This is a genomic window from Bradyrhizobium sp. CCGUVB23 (genome assembly GCF_024199885.1).
Taxonomy (GTDB): Bacteria; Pseudomonadota; Alphaproteobacteria; order Rhizobiales; family Xanthobacteraceae; genus Bradyrhizobium.
Window position 1 is genome coordinate 10052901 of the sequence record NZ_JANADQ010000001.1, and the last position, 16221, is coordinate 10069121.

16 protein-coding genes are annotated in these 16221 nt (G+C 64.0%); 11 read left to right on the top strand and 5 right to left on the bottom strand.

Going from position 1 to position 16221, the window contains the following annotated elements; all coding sequences use genetic code 11:
* Positions 1-7 precede the first annotated feature (7 nt).
* The 6 genes from NLN62_RS47320 to NLN62_RS47345 are packed head-to-tail and all read left to right on the top strand — an operon-like array spanning position 8 to position 5993.
* Positions 8-889, top strand: a complete 882-nt coding sequence (locus NLN62_RS47320) for a MoxR family ATPase (RefSeq protein ID WP_254113233.1) — start codon at positions 8-10, stop codon at positions 887-889.
* On the top strand, positions 886-2007 hold the full coding sequence (locus NLN62_RS47325) for a VWA domain-containing protein (protein ID WP_254113234.1): 1122 nt from the start codon (positions 886-888) through the stop codon (positions 2005-2007). The genes NLN62_RS47320 and NLN62_RS47325 overlap by 4 nt, the downstream gene beginning before the upstream one ends.
* Positions 2004-2894, top strand: coding sequence for an amidohydrolase (locus NLN62_RS47330; RefSeq protein WP_027521181.1), 891 nt, complete (start codon positions 2004-2006; stop codon positions 2892-2894). Before NLN62_RS47325 ends, NLN62_RS47330 begins: the two co-directional genes overlap by 4 nt.
* 31 nt (positions 2895-2925) lie before the next feature.
* Entirely contained in the window at positions 2926-3774 is an 849-nt protein-coding gene (locus NLN62_RS47335) for an MBL fold metallo-hydrolase (protein ID WP_254113235.1), read from the top strand.
* A 20-nt stretch (positions 3775-3794) separates the two neighbouring features.
* Positions 3795-5363: an isochorismatase family protein gene (locus NLN62_RS47340; protein ID WP_027521183.1), complete on the top strand. Its 1569-nt coding sequence runs from the start codon at positions 3795-3797 to the stop codon at positions 5361-5363.
* 3 nt (positions 5364-5366) lie between these two features.
* Complete coding sequence (locus NLN62_RS47345; RefSeq protein WP_027521184.1) at positions 5367-5993, top strand: FMN-dependent NADH-azoreductase; 627 nt, start codon at positions 5367-5369, stop codon at positions 5991-5993.
* 3 nt (positions 5994-5996) lie between these two features.
* Here the strand turns inward: NLN62_RS47345 and NLN62_RS47350 are convergent, their stop codons facing one another.
* The 4 genes from NLN62_RS47350 to NLN62_RS47365 all read right to left on the bottom strand — a co-directional run bounded on the left by NLN62_RS47350 (position 5997) and on the right by NLN62_RS47365 (position 9864).
* Positions 5997-6974: a HEAT repeat domain-containing protein gene (locus tag NLN62_RS47350; RefSeq protein ID WP_027521185.1), complete on the bottom strand. Its 978-nt coding sequence runs from the start codon at positions 6972-6974 to the stop codon at positions 5997-5999.
* Positions 6975-6976: 2 nt separating this feature from the next.
* Positions 6977-7210, bottom strand: a complete 234-nt coding sequence (locus NLN62_RS47355) for a ferredoxin family protein (RefSeq protein ID WP_254113236.1) — start codon at positions 7208-7210, stop codon at positions 6977-6979.
* Positions 7211-7244: 34 nt separating this feature from the next.
* Positions 7245-8987, bottom strand: coding sequence for a fumarate reductase/succinate dehydrogenase flavoprotein subunit (locus NLN62_RS47360; protein WP_027521187.1), 1743 nt, complete (start codon positions 8985-8987; stop codon positions 7245-7247).
* A gap of 103 nt (positions 8988-9090) precedes the next feature.
* The gene (locus NLN62_RS47365; RefSeq protein WP_254113237.1) at positions 9091-9864 is read right to left on the bottom strand and encodes a ferredoxin--NADP reductase; all 774 of its coding nucleotides are present in this window, start codon (positions 9862-9864) and stop codon (positions 9091-9093) included.
* 225 nt (positions 9865-10089) lie between these two features.
* Between NLN62_RS47365 and NLN62_RS47370 the strand changes: the two genes are divergently transcribed.
* Complete coding sequence (locus tag NLN62_RS47370) at positions 10090-10395, top strand: gamma-butyrobetaine hydroxylase-like domain-containing protein (RefSeq protein ID WP_254113238.1); 306 nt, start codon at positions 10090-10092, stop codon at positions 10393-10395.
* Between the two features lie 139 nt (positions 10396-10534).
* Here NLN62_RS47370 and NLN62_RS47375 read toward each other — a convergent pair whose 3' ends face one another.
* Positions 10535-11710, bottom strand: coding sequence for an IS481 family transposase (locus NLN62_RS47375; RefSeq protein WP_254109737.1), 1176 nt, complete (start codon positions 11708-11710; stop codon positions 10535-10537).
* A 217-nt stretch (positions 11711-11927) separates the two neighbouring features.
* Between NLN62_RS47375 and NLN62_RS47380 the strand changes: the two genes are divergently transcribed.
* From NLN62_RS47380 to NLN62_RS47395, 4 genes are all read left to right on the top strand, one after another.
* Entirely contained in the window at positions 11928-12704 is a 777-nt protein-coding gene (locus tag NLN62_RS47380; protein ID WP_254113239.1) for a Crp/Fnr family transcriptional regulator, read from the top strand.
* A gap of 165 nt (positions 12705-12869) precedes the next feature.
* On the top strand, positions 12870-14291 hold the full coding sequence (locus tag NLN62_RS47385) for an ABC transporter substrate-binding protein (RefSeq protein ID WP_254113240.1): 1422 nt from the start codon (positions 12870-12872) through the stop codon (positions 14289-14291).
* Positions 14292-14329: 38 nt separating this feature from the next.
* Positions 14330-15202, top strand: coding sequence for an ABC transporter permease (locus NLN62_RS47390; RefSeq protein WP_051389612.1), 873 nt, complete (start codon positions 14330-14332; stop codon positions 15200-15202).
* A complete protein-coding gene (locus tag NLN62_RS47395) occupies positions 15199-16071 on the top strand; it encodes an ABC transporter ATP-binding protein (RefSeq protein WP_027521193.1) in 873 nt (290 codons plus the stop codon). The genes NLN62_RS47390 and NLN62_RS47395 overlap by 4 nt, the downstream gene beginning before the upstream one ends.
* Positions 16072-16221: the final 150 nt, after the last annotated feature.

Here is a 16221-nt window from a genome sequence, read left to right on the forward strand (position 1 = left end):
GTTTGTCGTGGCGGTTCGCAGCAACATCGTCGGCATCGACAGCCCCGAAGCGCTGGAGAAGGCGCTGCGCGCGGCCTATTACCTCGCCGACGAGGGGCTTGCGACCGCGGCCTATCTCGGGCTCGCGCTCGGCAAGCCGCTGCTGCTCGAGGGCGCGCCGGGTGTCGGCAAGACCGAGGCCGCCAAAGCGATTGCCGCCGTGTTGGGCCGCCGGCTGATCCGCCTGCAATGTTACGAAGGCATCGACGCGTCCGCCGCGCTCTACGAATGGAACTATCCGCGCCAGATGCTGGCGATCCGCCAGGCCGGCGACGAGAGCATCGACATCTATGGCGAGACGTTCTTGATCGAGCGTCCCATGCTCGCCGCGCTGCGCGCACCTGATTCCACCGTGCTGCTGATCGACGAAATCGATCGCGCCGACCAGGAGTTCGAAGCGTTCCTGCTCGAATTCTTGTCCGACTTCCAGATCTCCATTCCCGAGCGCGGCACTGTTCGCGCAGCGGAACGGCCGGTGGTCGCGCTGACCTCCAACCGCACACGCGACTTGCACGAAGCCTTGCGCCGACGCTGCGTCTATCACTGGATCGACTATCCCACCCCGGAACGCGAAGCGCGCATCGTGATGATGCGGGCTTCCAGCGTCGCCGAGGCGACCGCTCGCGCGGTCGTTGCGGCAGTCGGCAAGCTCCGGCGGGAGCCGCTGAGCAAGGCGCCAGGGATCGCCGAGGCCGTGGACTGGGCCGAGGCCGCGACGTTGCTGCAGAAGGGCGGCGCGCGCTGGCCGGACGCCTTCAAGCGCTCGATCGGCGTTGCGCTCAAGGACGAAGAGGACCTGCACTTCATCTCGCCGCGGCTCGACGCTTTGCTGGCGGAGGCTTCGGCATGAGTACGGAACCGCAATTGCCACGCGCCGCGCGCGTCTTCATCTCCTTCGTCGCGCTTCTGCGCGCCAACGGTTTTGCCGTTGCGCCGGAACAGACCACGTCCTTCCTCGCCGCGATCGAACTGCTTGGCCCGCGCAGCCTCGACGACATCCGGCAGGCGGCATTGGCAACCCTGGCCCCGCCGCCCGAGCGGCGCGCCACCTTCGACCGGCTGTTCGATCTGCACTTCCGCGGCAGCGAGGCGATCGAGCGGACCGATGACGGTGAAGATGACGAGACCGTGCGGCTGCAAGAGGAAGGCCGCGGCGACGAGGAGCCGCTGCGGTCTGATGACACCAGCGAGTCGGGCCTGACTGCTACCCGTGCCGAGGCGCTGGTCGAGCGGCGGTTCGCGGTCACCGCAAGCAGCGATGTACTGCGCCGCCTCGCACGCGAGGCGCCAAGGCGCCTGCCGAAGCGGCGCGGCCATCGCCGCATGCGCGCGCGCCGCGGGCCATTTGCCGATTTGCGCCGAACGTTGCGCGACACCGTCCGCAGCGATGGCGAGATCCTGCGGCTTGGACACCTGAAGCGACGGCAGCGCCCTCGCAAATTCCTGCTCCTGATCGACGTCTCGGGCTCAATGAAAGCCCGTACCGAGCAGAACATGAAGCTTGCGCATGCGCTGGTGCAGGCCGCGCCCACTATCGAGGTCTTCACCTTCGGCACGCGCCTCACCCGCGTTACCCGCGCATTGCGCATCAAGCGCCGGGAGCAGGCGCTCAATGCCGCCGCGCATCTCGTCAGCGACTGGGACGGTGGCACGCGAATCGGCGACGCGCTGCAAGCCTTCCTCGCCGTGCCACGCTTCGGCGGCTATGCGCGCGGTGCCGCGGTCGTCATCGTCTCCGACGGCCTGGAGCGCGGCGAGCCCGATGGCTTGCGCGACGCAGTCGCAAAATTGTCGCGGCGCGCCTGGCGGCTGAGCTGGCTGACGCCACTCGCAACGGCTGCCGGTTTCCGTCCGCAAACCGAAGCGTTGGTCGCCATCGAACGCTTCGTCGACGATCTCGTCGACGGCAGTTCGAGCGCGTCGATCGTTGCGCATGTGCTGGCGCTGGGACGAAGGAGAGTGGCGTGACCGGTATTGTCGACGGCCATCACCACATCTGGCGCCAGGCTGATCTGCCATGGCTGACGGGCCCGATGCAGCCGCGCATCTTCGGCCCGTACGAGGCGATCCGGCGCGACTATCCGATCGAAGAATATCTCGACGATCTCAAGGGCACCGGCGTCACCCGCTCCGTCTACGTCCAGACCAACTGGGCCAACGACCGTTTCGAGGATGAGGCCGCCTGGGTGCAGCGGACTGCCGATGAGCACGGCTGGCCGCATGCCATCGTCGCCTATGCCAATTTCGCCGCCGCGGACGTCCGTCCGCAGCTCGACCGCCTGGAGCGCTATCCACTGATGCGCGGCGTGCGCATGCAGCTCCACTGGCACGAAAACCCGCTCTATCGCTTTGCGGCGCGGCCAGATCTCTGCTGCAATCTCATGATCCGCCGCAACATCGCGAGGCTCGCCGATTATGGCTGGAGCTTTGATCTGCAGGTCTTCACACCGCAGATGCCGGATGCAGCGGATCTCGCCGACGCCTGCCCCGACGTCACTTTTATCCTGCAACATGCCGGCATGCCCGAGGATTTGTCTCCCGCGGGCCGCGCCGCCTGGCGCGTCGGCATGGGCCGTCTTGCTGCGTCCCCGAACGTCTACGTCAAGCTTTCAGGGCTCGGCACGTTTATCCACCGCAACGATGCCGCGCATATTGCCACCATTGTCGCCGACACCGTCATGATGTTCGGCGCCGAACGCTGTCTGTTCGGCTCGAACTTCCCGATTGAGAAATTGTGGACCAGCTATCGCGAGCTGGTAGACGCGTTCAGCGCTGCCGCTGCGCCACTGAACGACGCGCAGCGCCAGGCCATTTTCAGGACAACCGCGACGAGCGTCTACCGGCTTGGACCGTAGAGGCAGCAAAGAGAGACAGGGAGGGGAAAGAATGCCGCTGGAGATCAAGATCCTGGACTATGGCGATATCGAGCTGGAATCGAGCTTTCTGGTTCTCGGCCGCGACTGCGGCCGCACCCGGCGCGTCCTCACCCTCGGCTTCCTGATCCTTGGCGGCCCCTATCCGGTCGTCGTCGACACGGGCTACCGCTCCAACCAGATCATGGAAACGCTGGGCATGCGTGGCTTGCAGTATCACGAGCACATGATCGAGAACCAGCTTGCGCGCCACGGCGTGCGCATGGGCGACGTCCGCTTTGTCTGTCACACCCATCTGCACATCGACCACGCCGGCAAGGACGATCTGTTCCCGATGAACACGACGGTCGTCGTCAACCGCCGCGAGCTCGAATATTCGGTCTCCGGCCTGATGCACCCGCAATATCCGGCGCCCGACATCAAGCATCTGATCGACCGTCTGCACACCAAGAGCGCGCTGCGCTTCCTCGACCTCGAGATCACCGGTCCCATCGAGCTGATGCCCGGTGTCTATTGCGACGCTGCGAACGCGCACACCGAAGGCTCGATGAACATCATCGTCCACACTGCTGATGGCATCGCGACCATCTGCGGCGACGTGATCTACGATTTCAACGACCAGATCGTCACGCCCTTCCACGAGATCCACGACTGGGAGCCGCGCACGACCGGCAATCACGGCACGACCAAGCGCGCCGAGAAGGCGGCGATCAAGAAGCTGCTCAGCAATTCGCGGTACCTGCTGCCGGTGCACGACCGGCCCGCCAAGATCGAAGGCGGCAATGTCGTGGGACGGCTGCATGACCAGGTCCCCGGACCGATCGTGCAGTCGTTGCCGCAGCGTAACTGGTTCCCCGCCTGATATTCCCAAGGGAGCGACCGATGACCCACGTCACCTTGCGTTCCGAATTCGAGACCCTGATCGACCCCTATGCGCCGGTCGGCCAGGTCGGCACGGGTTTTGACTTCACGGAAGGGCCGATCTGGCATCCGGTCGATCACTACCTGCTGTTCTCGGACATGCCGGGCGACGTGCGCCGGCGCTGGGATGCGCGGCGCGGTGTCGTCGAGGTCAAGCGCCCCGCGAACAAGTGCAACGGCATGACCTATGATGCCGAGCTGAACCTGATCGTCTGCGAGCACGCGACGTCGTCGCTGATCCGCGAACGGCCCGATGGCCGGCGCGAGGTGCTGGCCTCGCACTTCCAGGGTCAGGAGCTCAACAGCCCCAACGATGTCTGCGTGCATTCCTCGGGCGCGATCTATTTCTCGGATCCCTGGTATGGCCGCATGCCGGTCTACGGCGTCGAACGGCCGCGGCAGCTCGGCTTCCAGGGCGTCTATCGCGTCATGCCCGGCGGCGAGCCGCAGCTCGTGGTCGAGCGCACCCTGTTTGACCAGCCGAACGGGCTTTGCTTCTCGTCGGACGAGAAGCTGCTCTATGTCAACGATACCGTGCAGGCGCTGATCCGGGTGTTCGATGTCAGCACCGACGGATCGCTCGGCAACGCGCGCGTGTTCGCAAGCGGCATCAAGTCGGAGCTCGAACCCGGCGTGCCCGACGGCATGAAGTGCGATCAGCACGGCAATGTCTGGGTCACTGCGCCGGGCGGTGTCTGGGTCTATTCGCCGAGGGGCGAGTTGCTCGGCAAGGTGCGGGTACCGGAGCTCGTCGCCAACCTCGCTTGGGGCGGGCCAGATTTCCGCACGCTCTATCTCACCGCGACGCATTCGGTCTACGCGATCCCGACCAGAACGGGGCCGCGGCACGAACCCTATATGAGCGGCAAGCGCGGCGGTGCGGGCGCGAGCGCCTCCGCAGCCGCGCCGATCCTGACCGACGGCGAATTGCGGCTCGATCCGCAGCGCTGCGCCATGATCATCCAGGACCTGCAGAACGACGTCGTCATGGAAGGCGGCGCCTTTGCCGAGTCCGGCGCCCCCGTGCATGCGCGCCAGCAGAACGTGATCGAAAACGTGCGTAGGCTTGCGGAAGCCGCGCGCTCCCGCGGTGTTGCCATCATCCATGTCTGGTTCGTGGTCGAGCCCGGCGCGCCCGGCGTCACATTGAACGCGCCGTTGTTCGAGGGGCTGGTCGACAGCAAGGCGATGGTGCGCGGGAGCTGGGGCGCTGCGCCCGTGTCCGGCCTCGAGCCGCGGCCCGGCGATTTCGTGGTCGAGAAGATGCGCATGAGCGCGTGGGAAGGCACGAAGCTCGAGACGGTCCTTAAGGCGACGGGGCGCGACATGATCATCAACACCGGCGCTTGGACCAACATGTCCGTCGAGCACACCGCGCGAACCGGTGCGGACAAGGGCTATTTCATGATCGTGCCGGAGGATTGCTGCTCGACCATGAATGCCGACTGGCACAACGCGTCAGTGAACTTCGCCATGCAGAACGTCGCCGTCGTCACCAAGGCCGAGACCGTCATCAGAGCGCTGGGATGAGCGGTGGCAAAGCTCCTGCACCTGTCCTGCTCGCCGCGCGCCGACTCCGAGTCGAGTGCCGGCGCGCGCGTCTTTCTTGACGGGTTTTGTCAGGTGCACCCGGACTGGGACGTCGACGTGATGGACCTCTGGCGAGAGCGCATGCCGGAGTTCGTCGGCCCGATCGTCGAGGCGAAGTATGCGCGCATGAAGGCGCAGGCCTTTAACGACGCACAGCGGGACAGCTTTGCCGAAGCCGAGCGGATGGCGTTACGCTTTTCGCTCGCCGACCGCGTGCTGATCTCGACGCCGATGTGGAATTTCGGCATCCCCTACAAGCTGAAGCAGTGGTTCGACGTGATCATCCAGCCCGGCCTGACCTTTCGCCTCGATCCATCGCAGGGCTATTTTCCGCTGCTCAAGGACCGCCCCACGCTGGTGATCCTGGCTAGCGGCAGCGATTATTCGACCGGGATGAATCGCGGCCGCCTTGACATGGCCACGCCCTATTTGCGCGAGGCGCTGCGCTTCATCGGCGTGAGCGACGTGCGCTTCGTGCCGATCGGCCCCACGGCGGGACCGGCCGAACCGATCCGCGCCGCGCGCGACAGCGCCCACCGCCGCCTCGCTGAGATGGCGAGGCGGTTCTGACGCTTACGAGCCAGCCCGCGCCTTCCGCGCAGCGATCTGCTGGAGCGCCCAGCGCGCGTTCTTGCGCACGTCGGGATCGGGGTCGTTGGCGACAACGGCGAGATACGCCTCGCCCTCGGGATCGGCGATCTCGCCGAGCGCAGCGGCCGCTTCCTTGCGGAGGTTGGCCTGCTCGTGGTTGATGCCATTGCCGATCGGACGCACCGCGCGCTCGATCTTCATCTTGCCGAGGCTGCGGATGGCCTTGAGCCGGACCTGCCAGAACTGGTCTGCAAGCGTCGCAATGAGCTGGTCGGCGGCGAGCGAACCGTTGACGTTGAGCCCCAGCGTTTCGGCAGCCATCTCCCGGACCATCCAGTCGTCGTCCTTTAGCGCGCGGGTGATCGTCTCCGCGGCCGGCTTCATCTGCGAGAAGGCGAGCGCACTCACCGCGGCGCGGCGTACATGGGCGTCGGGATCGTGGATCAGCGCGGTCAGCGCCGGAATCGACTCTTCGAGCTTCAGGAAGCCGATGACGCCGATCGCCTGCACGCGCACGGCCGCGTCGGTATCCTGGAGCGCTTCCAGCGCCGGCTTCAGCGTGTCCTTGCGGCGCAACTCCTTGAGCGCGCGCAGCGCGCCCATGCGGACGAAGGCGTGGGCATGCCTCACCAGCGGCAGGATGACGTCGGCGCAGGCCGGATCCTTGAACTCGGCCATGCCGTCGGCGGCGGCCGACGCCACGATCCGCTCGGGGTCGACGAGCAGCTTGACGAGCGCGCTCGCCGCCTCCGGCCCGTCGAACTCGCCGAGCGCCATCGCGACCTGCTGGCGCACGCCGGCGTCGGGATCGGACACCATGTTGGCGAGATGACCGACCGCGGCGGGATCGCCGGAATGGCCGAGCGCGATGATGGCCACCCGACGTTCCGCGGGGTCCGCGGCCTGAAGCCGTTCGTCGGCGTCGTCGAGGTCGTCGTAGGATTCGAACGGGCTCGACATGCTCACCTCAAGAGATAGGGAATGTTGACGGTCACCGCGCCAGTCGGGCAATCCGCCTCGCAGGGCATGCAGTACCAGCACTCGTCATAAGCCATATAGGCCTTGCCGGTCATATCGCTGATACGGAGCACATCGAGTGGGCAGACATCGACGCAGACCGTGCAGCCCTTGTCGGCGATGCATTTGGCGTCGTCGACCACCACCGGGACTGAGGTCTCATAGGAAGCGAGAGGCATCGTCAAATCTCCTGTTGTGTTGCTCTTCGGCGGCTCAGGCGCTCGCCCGGATGCGCTGCTTGTCGTAGAGGTCCTTCTCGTCGTCGGCGATCGGCACGACATAGGGTTCGACCGCGCGCTTCTCGCTGCTCATCCTGCCGTCCCGCTTGGAAAGCAGCGTGTGGCAGAACCAGTTTTCGTTGTCCTTCTCCGGGAAATCCGTGCGCCAGTGGTAGAGGCCCCAGCGGCTCTCCTCGCGGTACAGCGAGGCGTGAGCCGCCATATCCGCGCAATCCATGATCGACTGCACCTCGAGCGCGCGGAGCAGCTCATGCGCGTTGCGGGCGATCATGCGGTCCTGCATGTCCTGGCGCACCTCGGCGAGGCGGCGCATGCCGAGCTCGTATTTGCGGGTAACCTTTGGCGGCTGGAGATAGTCGTTCACAAGGCGACGCGTCTTGTATTCGATCTGGTTCGGCGGAATGCCGTCCTCGCGCGTGGTCGGCGCCATCACACGCTCGCGCTCCATCGCCACCTCGCTCGCATCGAACTCCGCAAAGTCGTGACTGTCGGCAAACTCCATCGCGTCGATGCCGGCGACCGAGCCGTTGGTGAAGGCACCCAGCATGTAGTTGTGCGGCACGCTCGCCATGTCGCCCGCGGCATAGAGGCCTGGCACGGTGGTGCGCGCATTGTCGTCGACGAACACGCCGGAGGCGCTGTGGCCGGAGCAGAAGCCGATCTCCGAAATGTGCATCTCGATCGACTCGCTGCGGTAGTCGACGCCGCGTCTCTGCTGGAACAGGCCGCGCGTCGGCCGCTCGACCTTGTGCAGCGTCGACTCGATCTCCGAAATGGTGTCGGGATGGAGATGCTTGAGCTGGAGGAACACCGGCCCCTTGCCGGACAAGAGCTCGTTGTAGAACTCCAGCATCATCTGTCCGGACCAGTAGTCGCACTCGATGAAGCGCGAACCTTCGTTGTTGGCGGTGTAGGCGCCGAAAGGACCGGCGACATAGGCGCAGGCCGGGCCGTTATAGTCCTTGATCAGCGGATTGATCTGGAAGCATTCGAGGTTCGCGAGCGCCGCACCGGCGTGATAGGCCATGGCATAGCCGTCGCCGGAATTGGCGGCGTTCTCGTAGGTGCCGAACATATAGCCGGAGGTTGGCAGCCCGAGCCGACCGGCGGCGCCCATGCACAGGATCACCGCCTTGGCCTTGATCACGAGCATCTCGGCGGTGCGCGTGTTGACGCTGATCGCGCCGGCAATGCGGCCGTCGGCGGACTTCAGCAACCGCGTCGCCATGTAGCGGTTGGAGATCAGGATGCGGGCCCGGCGGAGCTGACGGTACAGCGCCTTCTTCACGGTCTCGCCGTTCGGCATCGGCAGCACGTAGGTGCCGATATGATGCACCTTCTTGACGGCATAGTCGCCGTTCTCGTTCTTCAGGAAGCGGATGCCGAAACTGTCGAGCTCCTCGATGATCTTGTAACAATTCTGCGCGTATTTATAGACCGCCTTCTGATCGACGATGCCGTCGTTCGCGATGGTGATCTCCTTGGTGTACTGCTCGGGCGTCGCGTAGCCGGGAATGACGGCGTTGTTCAGCCCGTCCATGCCCATCGAGATTGCGCCGGAGCGCTTGACGTTGGCTTTTTCGAGCAGGACGACGTTGGCCTTCGGATTCCTGAGTTTCGCCTTCAGTGCTGCCATCGGACCGGCCGTGCCGCCGCCGATGACCAGCACATCGCAGGAAACCTCCGAAAGTCCGTCGACGATCTGATCTAGTGCCATCGCTTGCTCCTGGTTCGCCGGCATGTCCGGCGCCTTTGCATCAGAGTTGTTCAGGTGGGGTCCCGGCGATAGCAATTAGTTGTCGCCGGAGAGAGATTTACCCTCACCGCTCCACGAACGCTTTCTCGATCACGAAGTGGCCGGGCTGGCTGTGATTGCCTTCGGCAAAACCGCGATCCCTGAACATCACGTGGAGCTCTTCGAGCATCGCGGGGCTGCCACAGAGCATGATGCGATCGGTCTCGCGGTTGAGGCCGGGCTGGCCGATGTCCTCGAAGAGCTGGTTCGACGCGATGAGGTCGGTGATGCGGCCGCGATTGCGGAAAGGCTCGCGCGTGACGGTCGGGTAATAGATCAGTTTGTCCCTGATCAGGGGACCAAGGAATTCATGGCTACGCAGGCTGTCGACCAGGTGCTCGCCATAGGCGAGTTCGGAAACCTGGCGGCAGCCATGGGCGAGCACGATGGTCTCATAGTTCTCATAGACGTCGGGGTCCTTGATCAGGCTTGCGAACGGTGCGAGGCCCGTGCCGGTGGACAGCAGGAGCAGCCGCTTTCCCGGAATGAGATTACCGGTGATCAGCGTGCCCGTGGGCTTGCGGCCGACCAGGATGATGTCACCCTCCCTGATCTTCTGGAGCCGCGAAGTGAGCGGACCATCTGGCACCTTGATCGAGAAGAACTCGAGATTCTCCTCGTGATTGGCGCTCGCCATGCTGTAGGCGCGCATCAGCGGCCGGCCGTCGACCTCGAGCCCGATCATGGCGAACTGGCCGTTCTGGAAGCGGAAGCCGGGATCGCGTGTCGCGGTGAAGCTGAACAGGGATTCGGTCCAGTGCTTGACCGAGAGGACCGTCTCCTTCTGAAAAGCACTCATCGTTCGTCTCTCCTTGCTTGCCCGATGCCGGGGAAAGTTTCGGAGAGGAGCAGTTCCCGCAACGGCGAACTGCCGTTCCCGGTCGATTAGTTTCACATTTCGCGGGCAATGATCGAGGAGGAGGCAGCCGCGCTGTGCTCGTGATTGTCGCGTCCGCTCAAGTCCGGCAATTAGTTGCTATCGGGACGCTTTCTTTGCCGGCTAGGAGGAGACTGGAGGCTTGCCATGACCATGACTGCACTGGTCGCACCAACGGTGACCGACTACGCAACAAGCGCCGATCTCGCGACACTCGTCGTGCGCACCGCGCACGATGGCGAGATCATGCTCGGCGCCGAGCAGCTCCGCCTCTCCTGCAAATGCGCCCACTGCACCCGCGCCCGCTTCGACGGCCGCTTCCCCCAGGCGTTTCCGGGCATCGCCATCACGGAGATCGGCGACCTCGGCTACGGGTTGAACATCTCGTTCTCGGACGGTCACAACCGCGGGATCTACCCGAAGCCGTATCTGCTGAATTTGGCGGGGCGGTAGACCGAAGCAGACTCGGCATTGGTGCGAGCGCGGGCCCCAAGCTCCTCTGTCATTCCCCGCGAAAGCGGGGAATCCAGTACGCCGCGGCCTCTCCGTAACTCATTGCTGTCTCTGGAATACTGGATCGCCCGCCTTCTGTTTAGTCCGGGGACATGGCTGACACCTGTTCGGACACATCACTGACAGGTTGGCCATTGGTCAAGTCGATTGCTGCGACCTGCCAGCTGGCAAAGAAGATTCCGTAGTGGCCATCGCGATCGAGGGGGCGGATGGCCAGGCGCTCGCGAGCGAAGGCCTGGGGGACTTTCCAGAACCGTCCCTTGAAGGAGATGTAGGGTCTCGTCGATGAGACCCTGCGCACGGTCTCGCTGCTGTCATACTCGACCTGCGGAACGCGCGCGGGCATGGCACGAGAGCTCGGTCGGAAGCGGTCGGCGGGCACATTCATGGCGAGCCCCTCGTGAGGTCGCTCCAGGTTGTAGACCATGCGCCAGGCGTCGAGGGCGCGCTGAACTTCCGGCAGGGTGCGGAAGCGACGCATGGCAAACACCTCGGCATTGAGCGTGCGATGGAAGCGTTCGTTCTTGCCACGGCCCTGCGGGTGGCACGGTCTGGCGTGGACCACCCTGATGCCGAGCTTGAGCAGCCATACCTTCAGCCCGGTCCAGCGAACACCCGACGTGTCGCCCCAGGGGGAACCGTTATCGGTGTAGAAGGCCTCCGGCAGACCATAACGACGGAAGGTGGCTGTCAGATGCTTCTGCACGGTGGGGCGCTGCTCGTTCGCGCATGCCTTCAGGCACATGACATAGCGCGAATGATCGTCAACAATGGTCAGCGGATGACATCGCGTCCCATCGCCGAGCGGCAGGTGACCCTTGAAGTCCATCTGCCACAACTGATTGGGCGCCTCCTTCTCGAAGCGATGTCCGGGGTTGGGTGGCGCATTCTCGCTCGGCTTGATCCGGTCGTTCCGACACAGGATCTGATGCACGGTTGACGGCACCGGCACAGCCTGCCCATCGCGCTTCAGGCAATGGGCGATCTTGCGTGCTCCCCAAGCTGGATGCTTATCGCGCACAGCCACGACCTGCGCCTCCATTGCAGCGTCGCTGCGCTTGGGCATCGCCTTCGGACGACGGGACTGATCCGCCAGTTCCCGATCGCCGGCCTGCCATCGTCTCAGCCACTTGTACCCGACATCAGGACTGATGCCGAACCGCCGGCACAACTCCCGGCGGTTCGCCCCCTCCTGCAAGGCAAGTCGCACGAACTCGCGTCGCTGATCCACTACTGACACCTCGTTCCACGGCATGGACGGACCCCGAATCGACCAATCCAGCCAATGTTGATGTGTCAGCTATGTCTCCGAACACCCGTCAGTGATCTGTCCGGCCTAAACACTTCTCGGGCGATGACAGAGGAGTGGACGGCGCCGGCCTGCCACAAGCGTTCCCCTAAGAGGCCTGTCCCGCGCCCCCGTCTGGCACGGACATTGCTCCTCTTTAGAACGGTTTGAACATCCGGAGGCAATGATGTTGCAGGCGGCGAATGCGGTTCGCGGGACTGTTCCCGCAATGGTCCGGCCTGCCGGAAGCTCCTCGCTGCTGCTCACCGAGAACCAGCAGTGGATCGGTGGACCTCCGCCGCTGATGGACAAGCTGAACCCGCGCGAGCGCGAATTGGTGCTGAAGCAGGGGCGCCGCAAGGTGCTCAACCGCGGCCAGACGCTGTTCAGCCAGGGCGGCAAGCATGACGGCATCTGGCTGATCGAGAGCGGCCGCGTCCGCGTCTTCTACACCTCGCCGCTGGGCCGCGAGATCACGCTCGCCTACTGGCATGTCGGCAATTTCGTCGGCGGCCCCGAAGTGTTCGAAGGCACCGTGCACCAATGGTCAGGTGTTGCATCCAGCAATTGCTGCGTCGTGCACCTTCCCGGAAAGGAGCTGCGAACACTCGCGGCCGAGATCCCCAACCTCGCGATTGGCCTGATCGAAGGGCTGACCTTCAAGGGCAAATGCTATTCGGCGCTAGCGCAGATGCTGGGAACGCGCTCGATTACCCAGCGCCTTGCGCATCTGATGCTCCACCTCGTCGAGCTCTACGGCGTGAAAGACGCTGACGGCACGGTGATCGCCGCAGCGTTCACCCATGCCGACATCGCCCACATGGTCGGCGCGACCCGGCAATGGGTCACGATCAGCCTGAAGCGCATGCAGGAGAAGGGAATCGTTCAGACAAAACGCTCCCAAATCGTGGTCTGCCGTCCCGACATCCTGGAGGAGATGCGCGGCCAGGCGTCCGATTAAGAGCGGTGCACATGCAATTGGCTTTCAACTGCAAAACTGCCCAAGGAGTATGCAACCGGTCTTTCGCGGCAACTAATCGACTGCGGCGGTAGATCCGGATTTGCCCTGCCCGCCCCCTCAACCAATCATGGCAACCACAGCACATCCAACCGAATGAGGATGAGAATGGTCCGCCATCTTCCCACGCTCTCGATCGCGATGTCGGTGACGTCGCTGGCGCTCTTGCTGGCGCAGCCCGCGACGGCGGAGACAGTCACCTTCGGTATCGGCACGCAGGACACCACGACCAACACGGTCACCGCCGGCGTCGTGATCCGGCAGCTTCACCTCCTCGAAAAATATCTGCCAACCGACGGCAAATACGCCAACATCAAGTTCGAGCTGGAATGGCAGAATTTTACGTCCGGTCCGCCCGTCACCAATGCGATGATGGCGAACAAGCTCCAGATCGGCATGATGGGCGACTATCCGCTGATCGTGAACGGCTTCACCTTCGAGAGCAATCCCGAGAGCAAGAGCCGGCTGATCGGCGTTGCCGCCTACAGCCTCTCCGGCTCCGGCAACGGCATCGTCGTCCACAAGGATTCGCCCTACTACGATCTCGCCGATCTCAAGGGCAAGCTTGTCAGCGTGCCCTTCGGCTCAGCCGCGCACGGCATGGTGCTGAAGGCGATGCAGGACCGCGGCTATGCGTCCGACTTCTTCCAGCTCGTGAGCCAAAGCCCCGAGGTCGGCTCGACCAATCTCCAGGAGAAGAAGATCGACGCCCATGCCGACTTCGTTCCGTTCGCCGAGCTGCTGCCGTTCCGCGGCTTCGCGCGCAAGATTTTTGACGGCGTCGAGACCAACCTTCCGACCTTTCACGGCATCGTCGTGCGCACCGACTTCGCCGAAAAATATCCGGAGGTCGTCGTCGCCTACATGAAGGCGATCATCGCAGCCAATCAGTGGCTGCGCGACGATCCCAAGCTGGCGGCCGAGAAGATCCAGGAATGGACCGGCATCAGCAAGGAGGTCGTCTACATCTTCCTAGGTCCCAGCGGCAACATGACCACCGATCCCACGATCAAGCCGGCACTGATCGACGCGGCCACCACCGACGTCAAGGTGCTGCAGAATCTCGGCCGCATGAAGGAGTTCGATCCGAAGAAATGGGTCGACGACAGCTACATCCGCAAGGCCTATGCCGAGATGAAGCTCGATTATGACGCGCAGCTCGCGAGCACCAAGAACTACGAGATCTCCGGCGAGGACAGCTTCTGCAGGAAGCCGATCGTCGATCCGCGCAAGGCCGGCGAGGTCTGGGTCGACGATGCCGGCATCCTGCCCTTCGCCAGCGCGGCCTGCACGCTCGGCGCCTATGCCGACCTCAAGGCCAAGGGCAAGAAGATCAACGTCGCCTACGTCTTCGACACCACCCGCGGCATCAAGCTGTTCGCCGACCAGGCCTTCTATGCGGTCGGCGCCGGCGACGTCGCACCGTTCCTCCTGAAGAAGGACGCGGAAACCTATGCGACCAAGATCAACGGCAAGGTTCTCGGCTTCGATGATGCCGTGAAATCGGCGGTCACCGGGGGCAAGACGTGAGCAGCAGTCCCGCCATCCTGCGCCATCAGGAGGACGCCGTGCCGGCAGCCGCAGCCGTCACAGAGCCCTCGCCTGCGCCTGTCGCAACGCCGACCCCCGCGTCGCCCTCATTCGGCGCCCTGGCAGGTCGCTGGTATCGGCTCAACCAGGACAGGTTGCGTGCGACCGCCATCGGCGTGATCTCGCTCGCCGCCTTCCTGCTCGTCTGGCATTTGCTCACGACCTACCGCGTCGTGTTCTTCGTGCGTTTCACCAACGTGCCCTCACCACTGGCGGTCTATGCGAGCTTCACCAAGGCGATCCACGATCCCAAATTCCTGATGCACATCGTGTTCAGCTGCCGGCGCATATTCTTCGGCTTCTCGCTGGCTGCGATCGTCGGCGTGCCGCTCGGGCTGATCATGGGCCGCTTCAAGCTGGTCCATGAGGTGGTGTTCCCGGTTGCGGAAGTGCTGCGGCCGATCCCGGCGATCGCCTGGGTGCCGATGGCGATCATGCTGTGGCCGACCAACGAGCAGAGCATCGTCTTCATCACCTTCCTTGGATCGTTCTTCCCGATCCTGGTCAACACGCTGCACGGCATGTCGCTGGTCGATCCAGTGCTGGTACGCGCGGCGCAATGCCTGGGGGCGCGCGAGCGCTCGATCTTCCGCGAGGTGTATTTTCCGGCCTCGCTACCGCACATCTTCACCGGCCTCACCATCGGAATGGGGGTTGCCTGGGTGTCGCTGATCGCGGCCGAGATGATCTCCGGGCAATACGGCATCGGTTACTTCACCTGGGAGGCCTATTCGCTGGTCCAATATGCCGACATCGCGCTCGGCATGATCGCCATCGGCGTGCTCGGCCTCGGATCGAGCCTGCTGATCCGCGGCGCCGGACAATTGGTGATGCCATGGAGGGCGAAATGAGCGAGATCGCGACCGCCACCCCGCAGGGACATATCGAGGTCAGGAATTTTTCGCTGAGCTACGAGACCATCGACGGATCGGTCGAGGCCGTCACCAACACGCATATCCATGTCAAACCGGGGGAATTCGTCTCGATCGTCGGGCCATCGGGTTGCGGCAAGTCGACCTTCCTGAATGCGGTGGCTGGGTTTCTCAAACCCACCACCGGCACCATCACGGTCGACGGCGAACGCGTCAGTAGGCCGAGCGCCGAGCGAGGCATGGTGTTCCAGCAATATTCGCTGTTTCCCTGGAAGACGGTGCGGGAGAACGTCGAGTTCGGCCTGAAGATGCGTGGCATGCCCCGCTCGCAGCGCGAGCGCGCGGCGCGCACGCTGCTCGGGCTCGCGGGGCTCGAGGCCTTCGAGAAGCATTATCCGGAAAAGCTCTCCGGCGGCATGAAGCAGCGCGTCGGCATCGTGCGTGCGCTCGCGACGGGGCCGAAGGTGCTGCTGCTGGATGAACCCTTCGGCGCGCTGGACGCGCAGACCCGGGTGATCATGCAGCAGATCCTCACCAACATGTGGCAGCGGCTGAAGATCTCGGTCTTGTTCGTCACCCACGACATCGACGAAGCAATCTTCCTCTCCGATCGGGTCTACTGCATGACCGCGCGGCCCGGCTCGATCAAGGCGGAGATCCCGATTCCGCTGGAGCGGCCGCGACAACAATCCATGATGATGTCCTCGGAGTTCCTGGCGCTGCGCCGCGGGTTGATGTCCCTGATCCGCGAGGAAAGCCTGAAGGCGATGGGCGGCGAGATCAACGACCTCGGTATGCAAGGGCTCAACATCGAGCTGCACGGCCACTCTCTGGCGGACGTGTTGTAAGCGGCGTTCTCGTGAACTGATTTCCCTTCTCACGTTGTCGGGGAAGGTGGCGCGCACAGCATGCCGGATGAGGGGTTGCGTCCGCGAATATCATGAGCGTGTCTCTCGCGGAGAGAGACCCCTCACCCGGCTTCGCTCACGCGAAGCCAC

Excerpts from the sequence above, each read along its gene's own strand:
- NLN62_RS47340 (WP_027521183.1), top strand. The coding sequence starts at position 3,795 with ATGACCCACGTCACCTTGCGTTCCGAATTCGAGACCCTGATCGACCCC.
- NLN62_RS47380 (WP_254113239.1), top strand. The coding sequence starts at position 11,928 with ATGATGTTGCAGGCGGCGAATGCGGTTCGCGGGACTGTTCCCGCAATG.
- NLN62_RS47350 (WP_027521185.1), bottom strand. The coding sequence starts at position 6,974 with ATGTCGAGCCCGTTCGAATCCTACGACGACCTCGACGACGCCGACGAA.
- NLN62_RS47385 (WP_254113240.1), top strand. The coding sequence starts at position 12,870 with ATGGTCCGCCATCTTCCCACGCTCTCGATCGCGATGTCGGTGACGTCG.
- NLN62_RS47395 (WP_027521193.1), top strand. The coding sequence starts at position 15,199 with ATGAGCGAGATCGCGACCGCCACCCCGCAGGGACATATCGAGGTCAGG.
- NLN62_RS47335 (WP_254113235.1), top strand. The coding sequence starts at position 2,926 with ATGCCGCTGGAGATCAAGATCCTGGACTATGGCGATATCGAGCTGGAA.
- NLN62_RS47370 (WP_254113238.1), top strand. The coding sequence starts at position 10,090 with ATGACCATGACTGCACTGGTCGCACCAACGGTGACCGACTACGCAACA.
- NLN62_RS47360 (WP_027521187.1), bottom strand. The coding sequence starts at position 8,987 with ATGGCACTAGATCAGATCGTCGACGGACTTTCGGAGGTTTCCTGCGAT.
- NLN62_RS47365 (WP_254113237.1), bottom strand. The coding sequence starts at position 9,864 with ATGAGTGCTTTTCAGAAGGAGACGGTCCTCTCGGTCAAGCACTGGACC.
- NLN62_RS47355 (WP_254113236.1), bottom strand. The coding sequence starts at position 7,210 with ATGCCTCTCGCTTCCTATGAGACCTCAGTCCCGGTGGTGGTCGACGAC.
- NLN62_RS47325 (WP_254113234.1), top strand. The coding sequence starts at position 886 with ATGAGTACGGAACCGCAATTGCCACGCGCCGCGCGCGTCTTCATCTCC.
- NLN62_RS47375 (WP_254109737.1), bottom strand. The coding sequence starts at position 11,710 with ATGCCGTGGAACGAGGTGTCAGTAGTGGATCAGCGACGCGAGTTCGTG.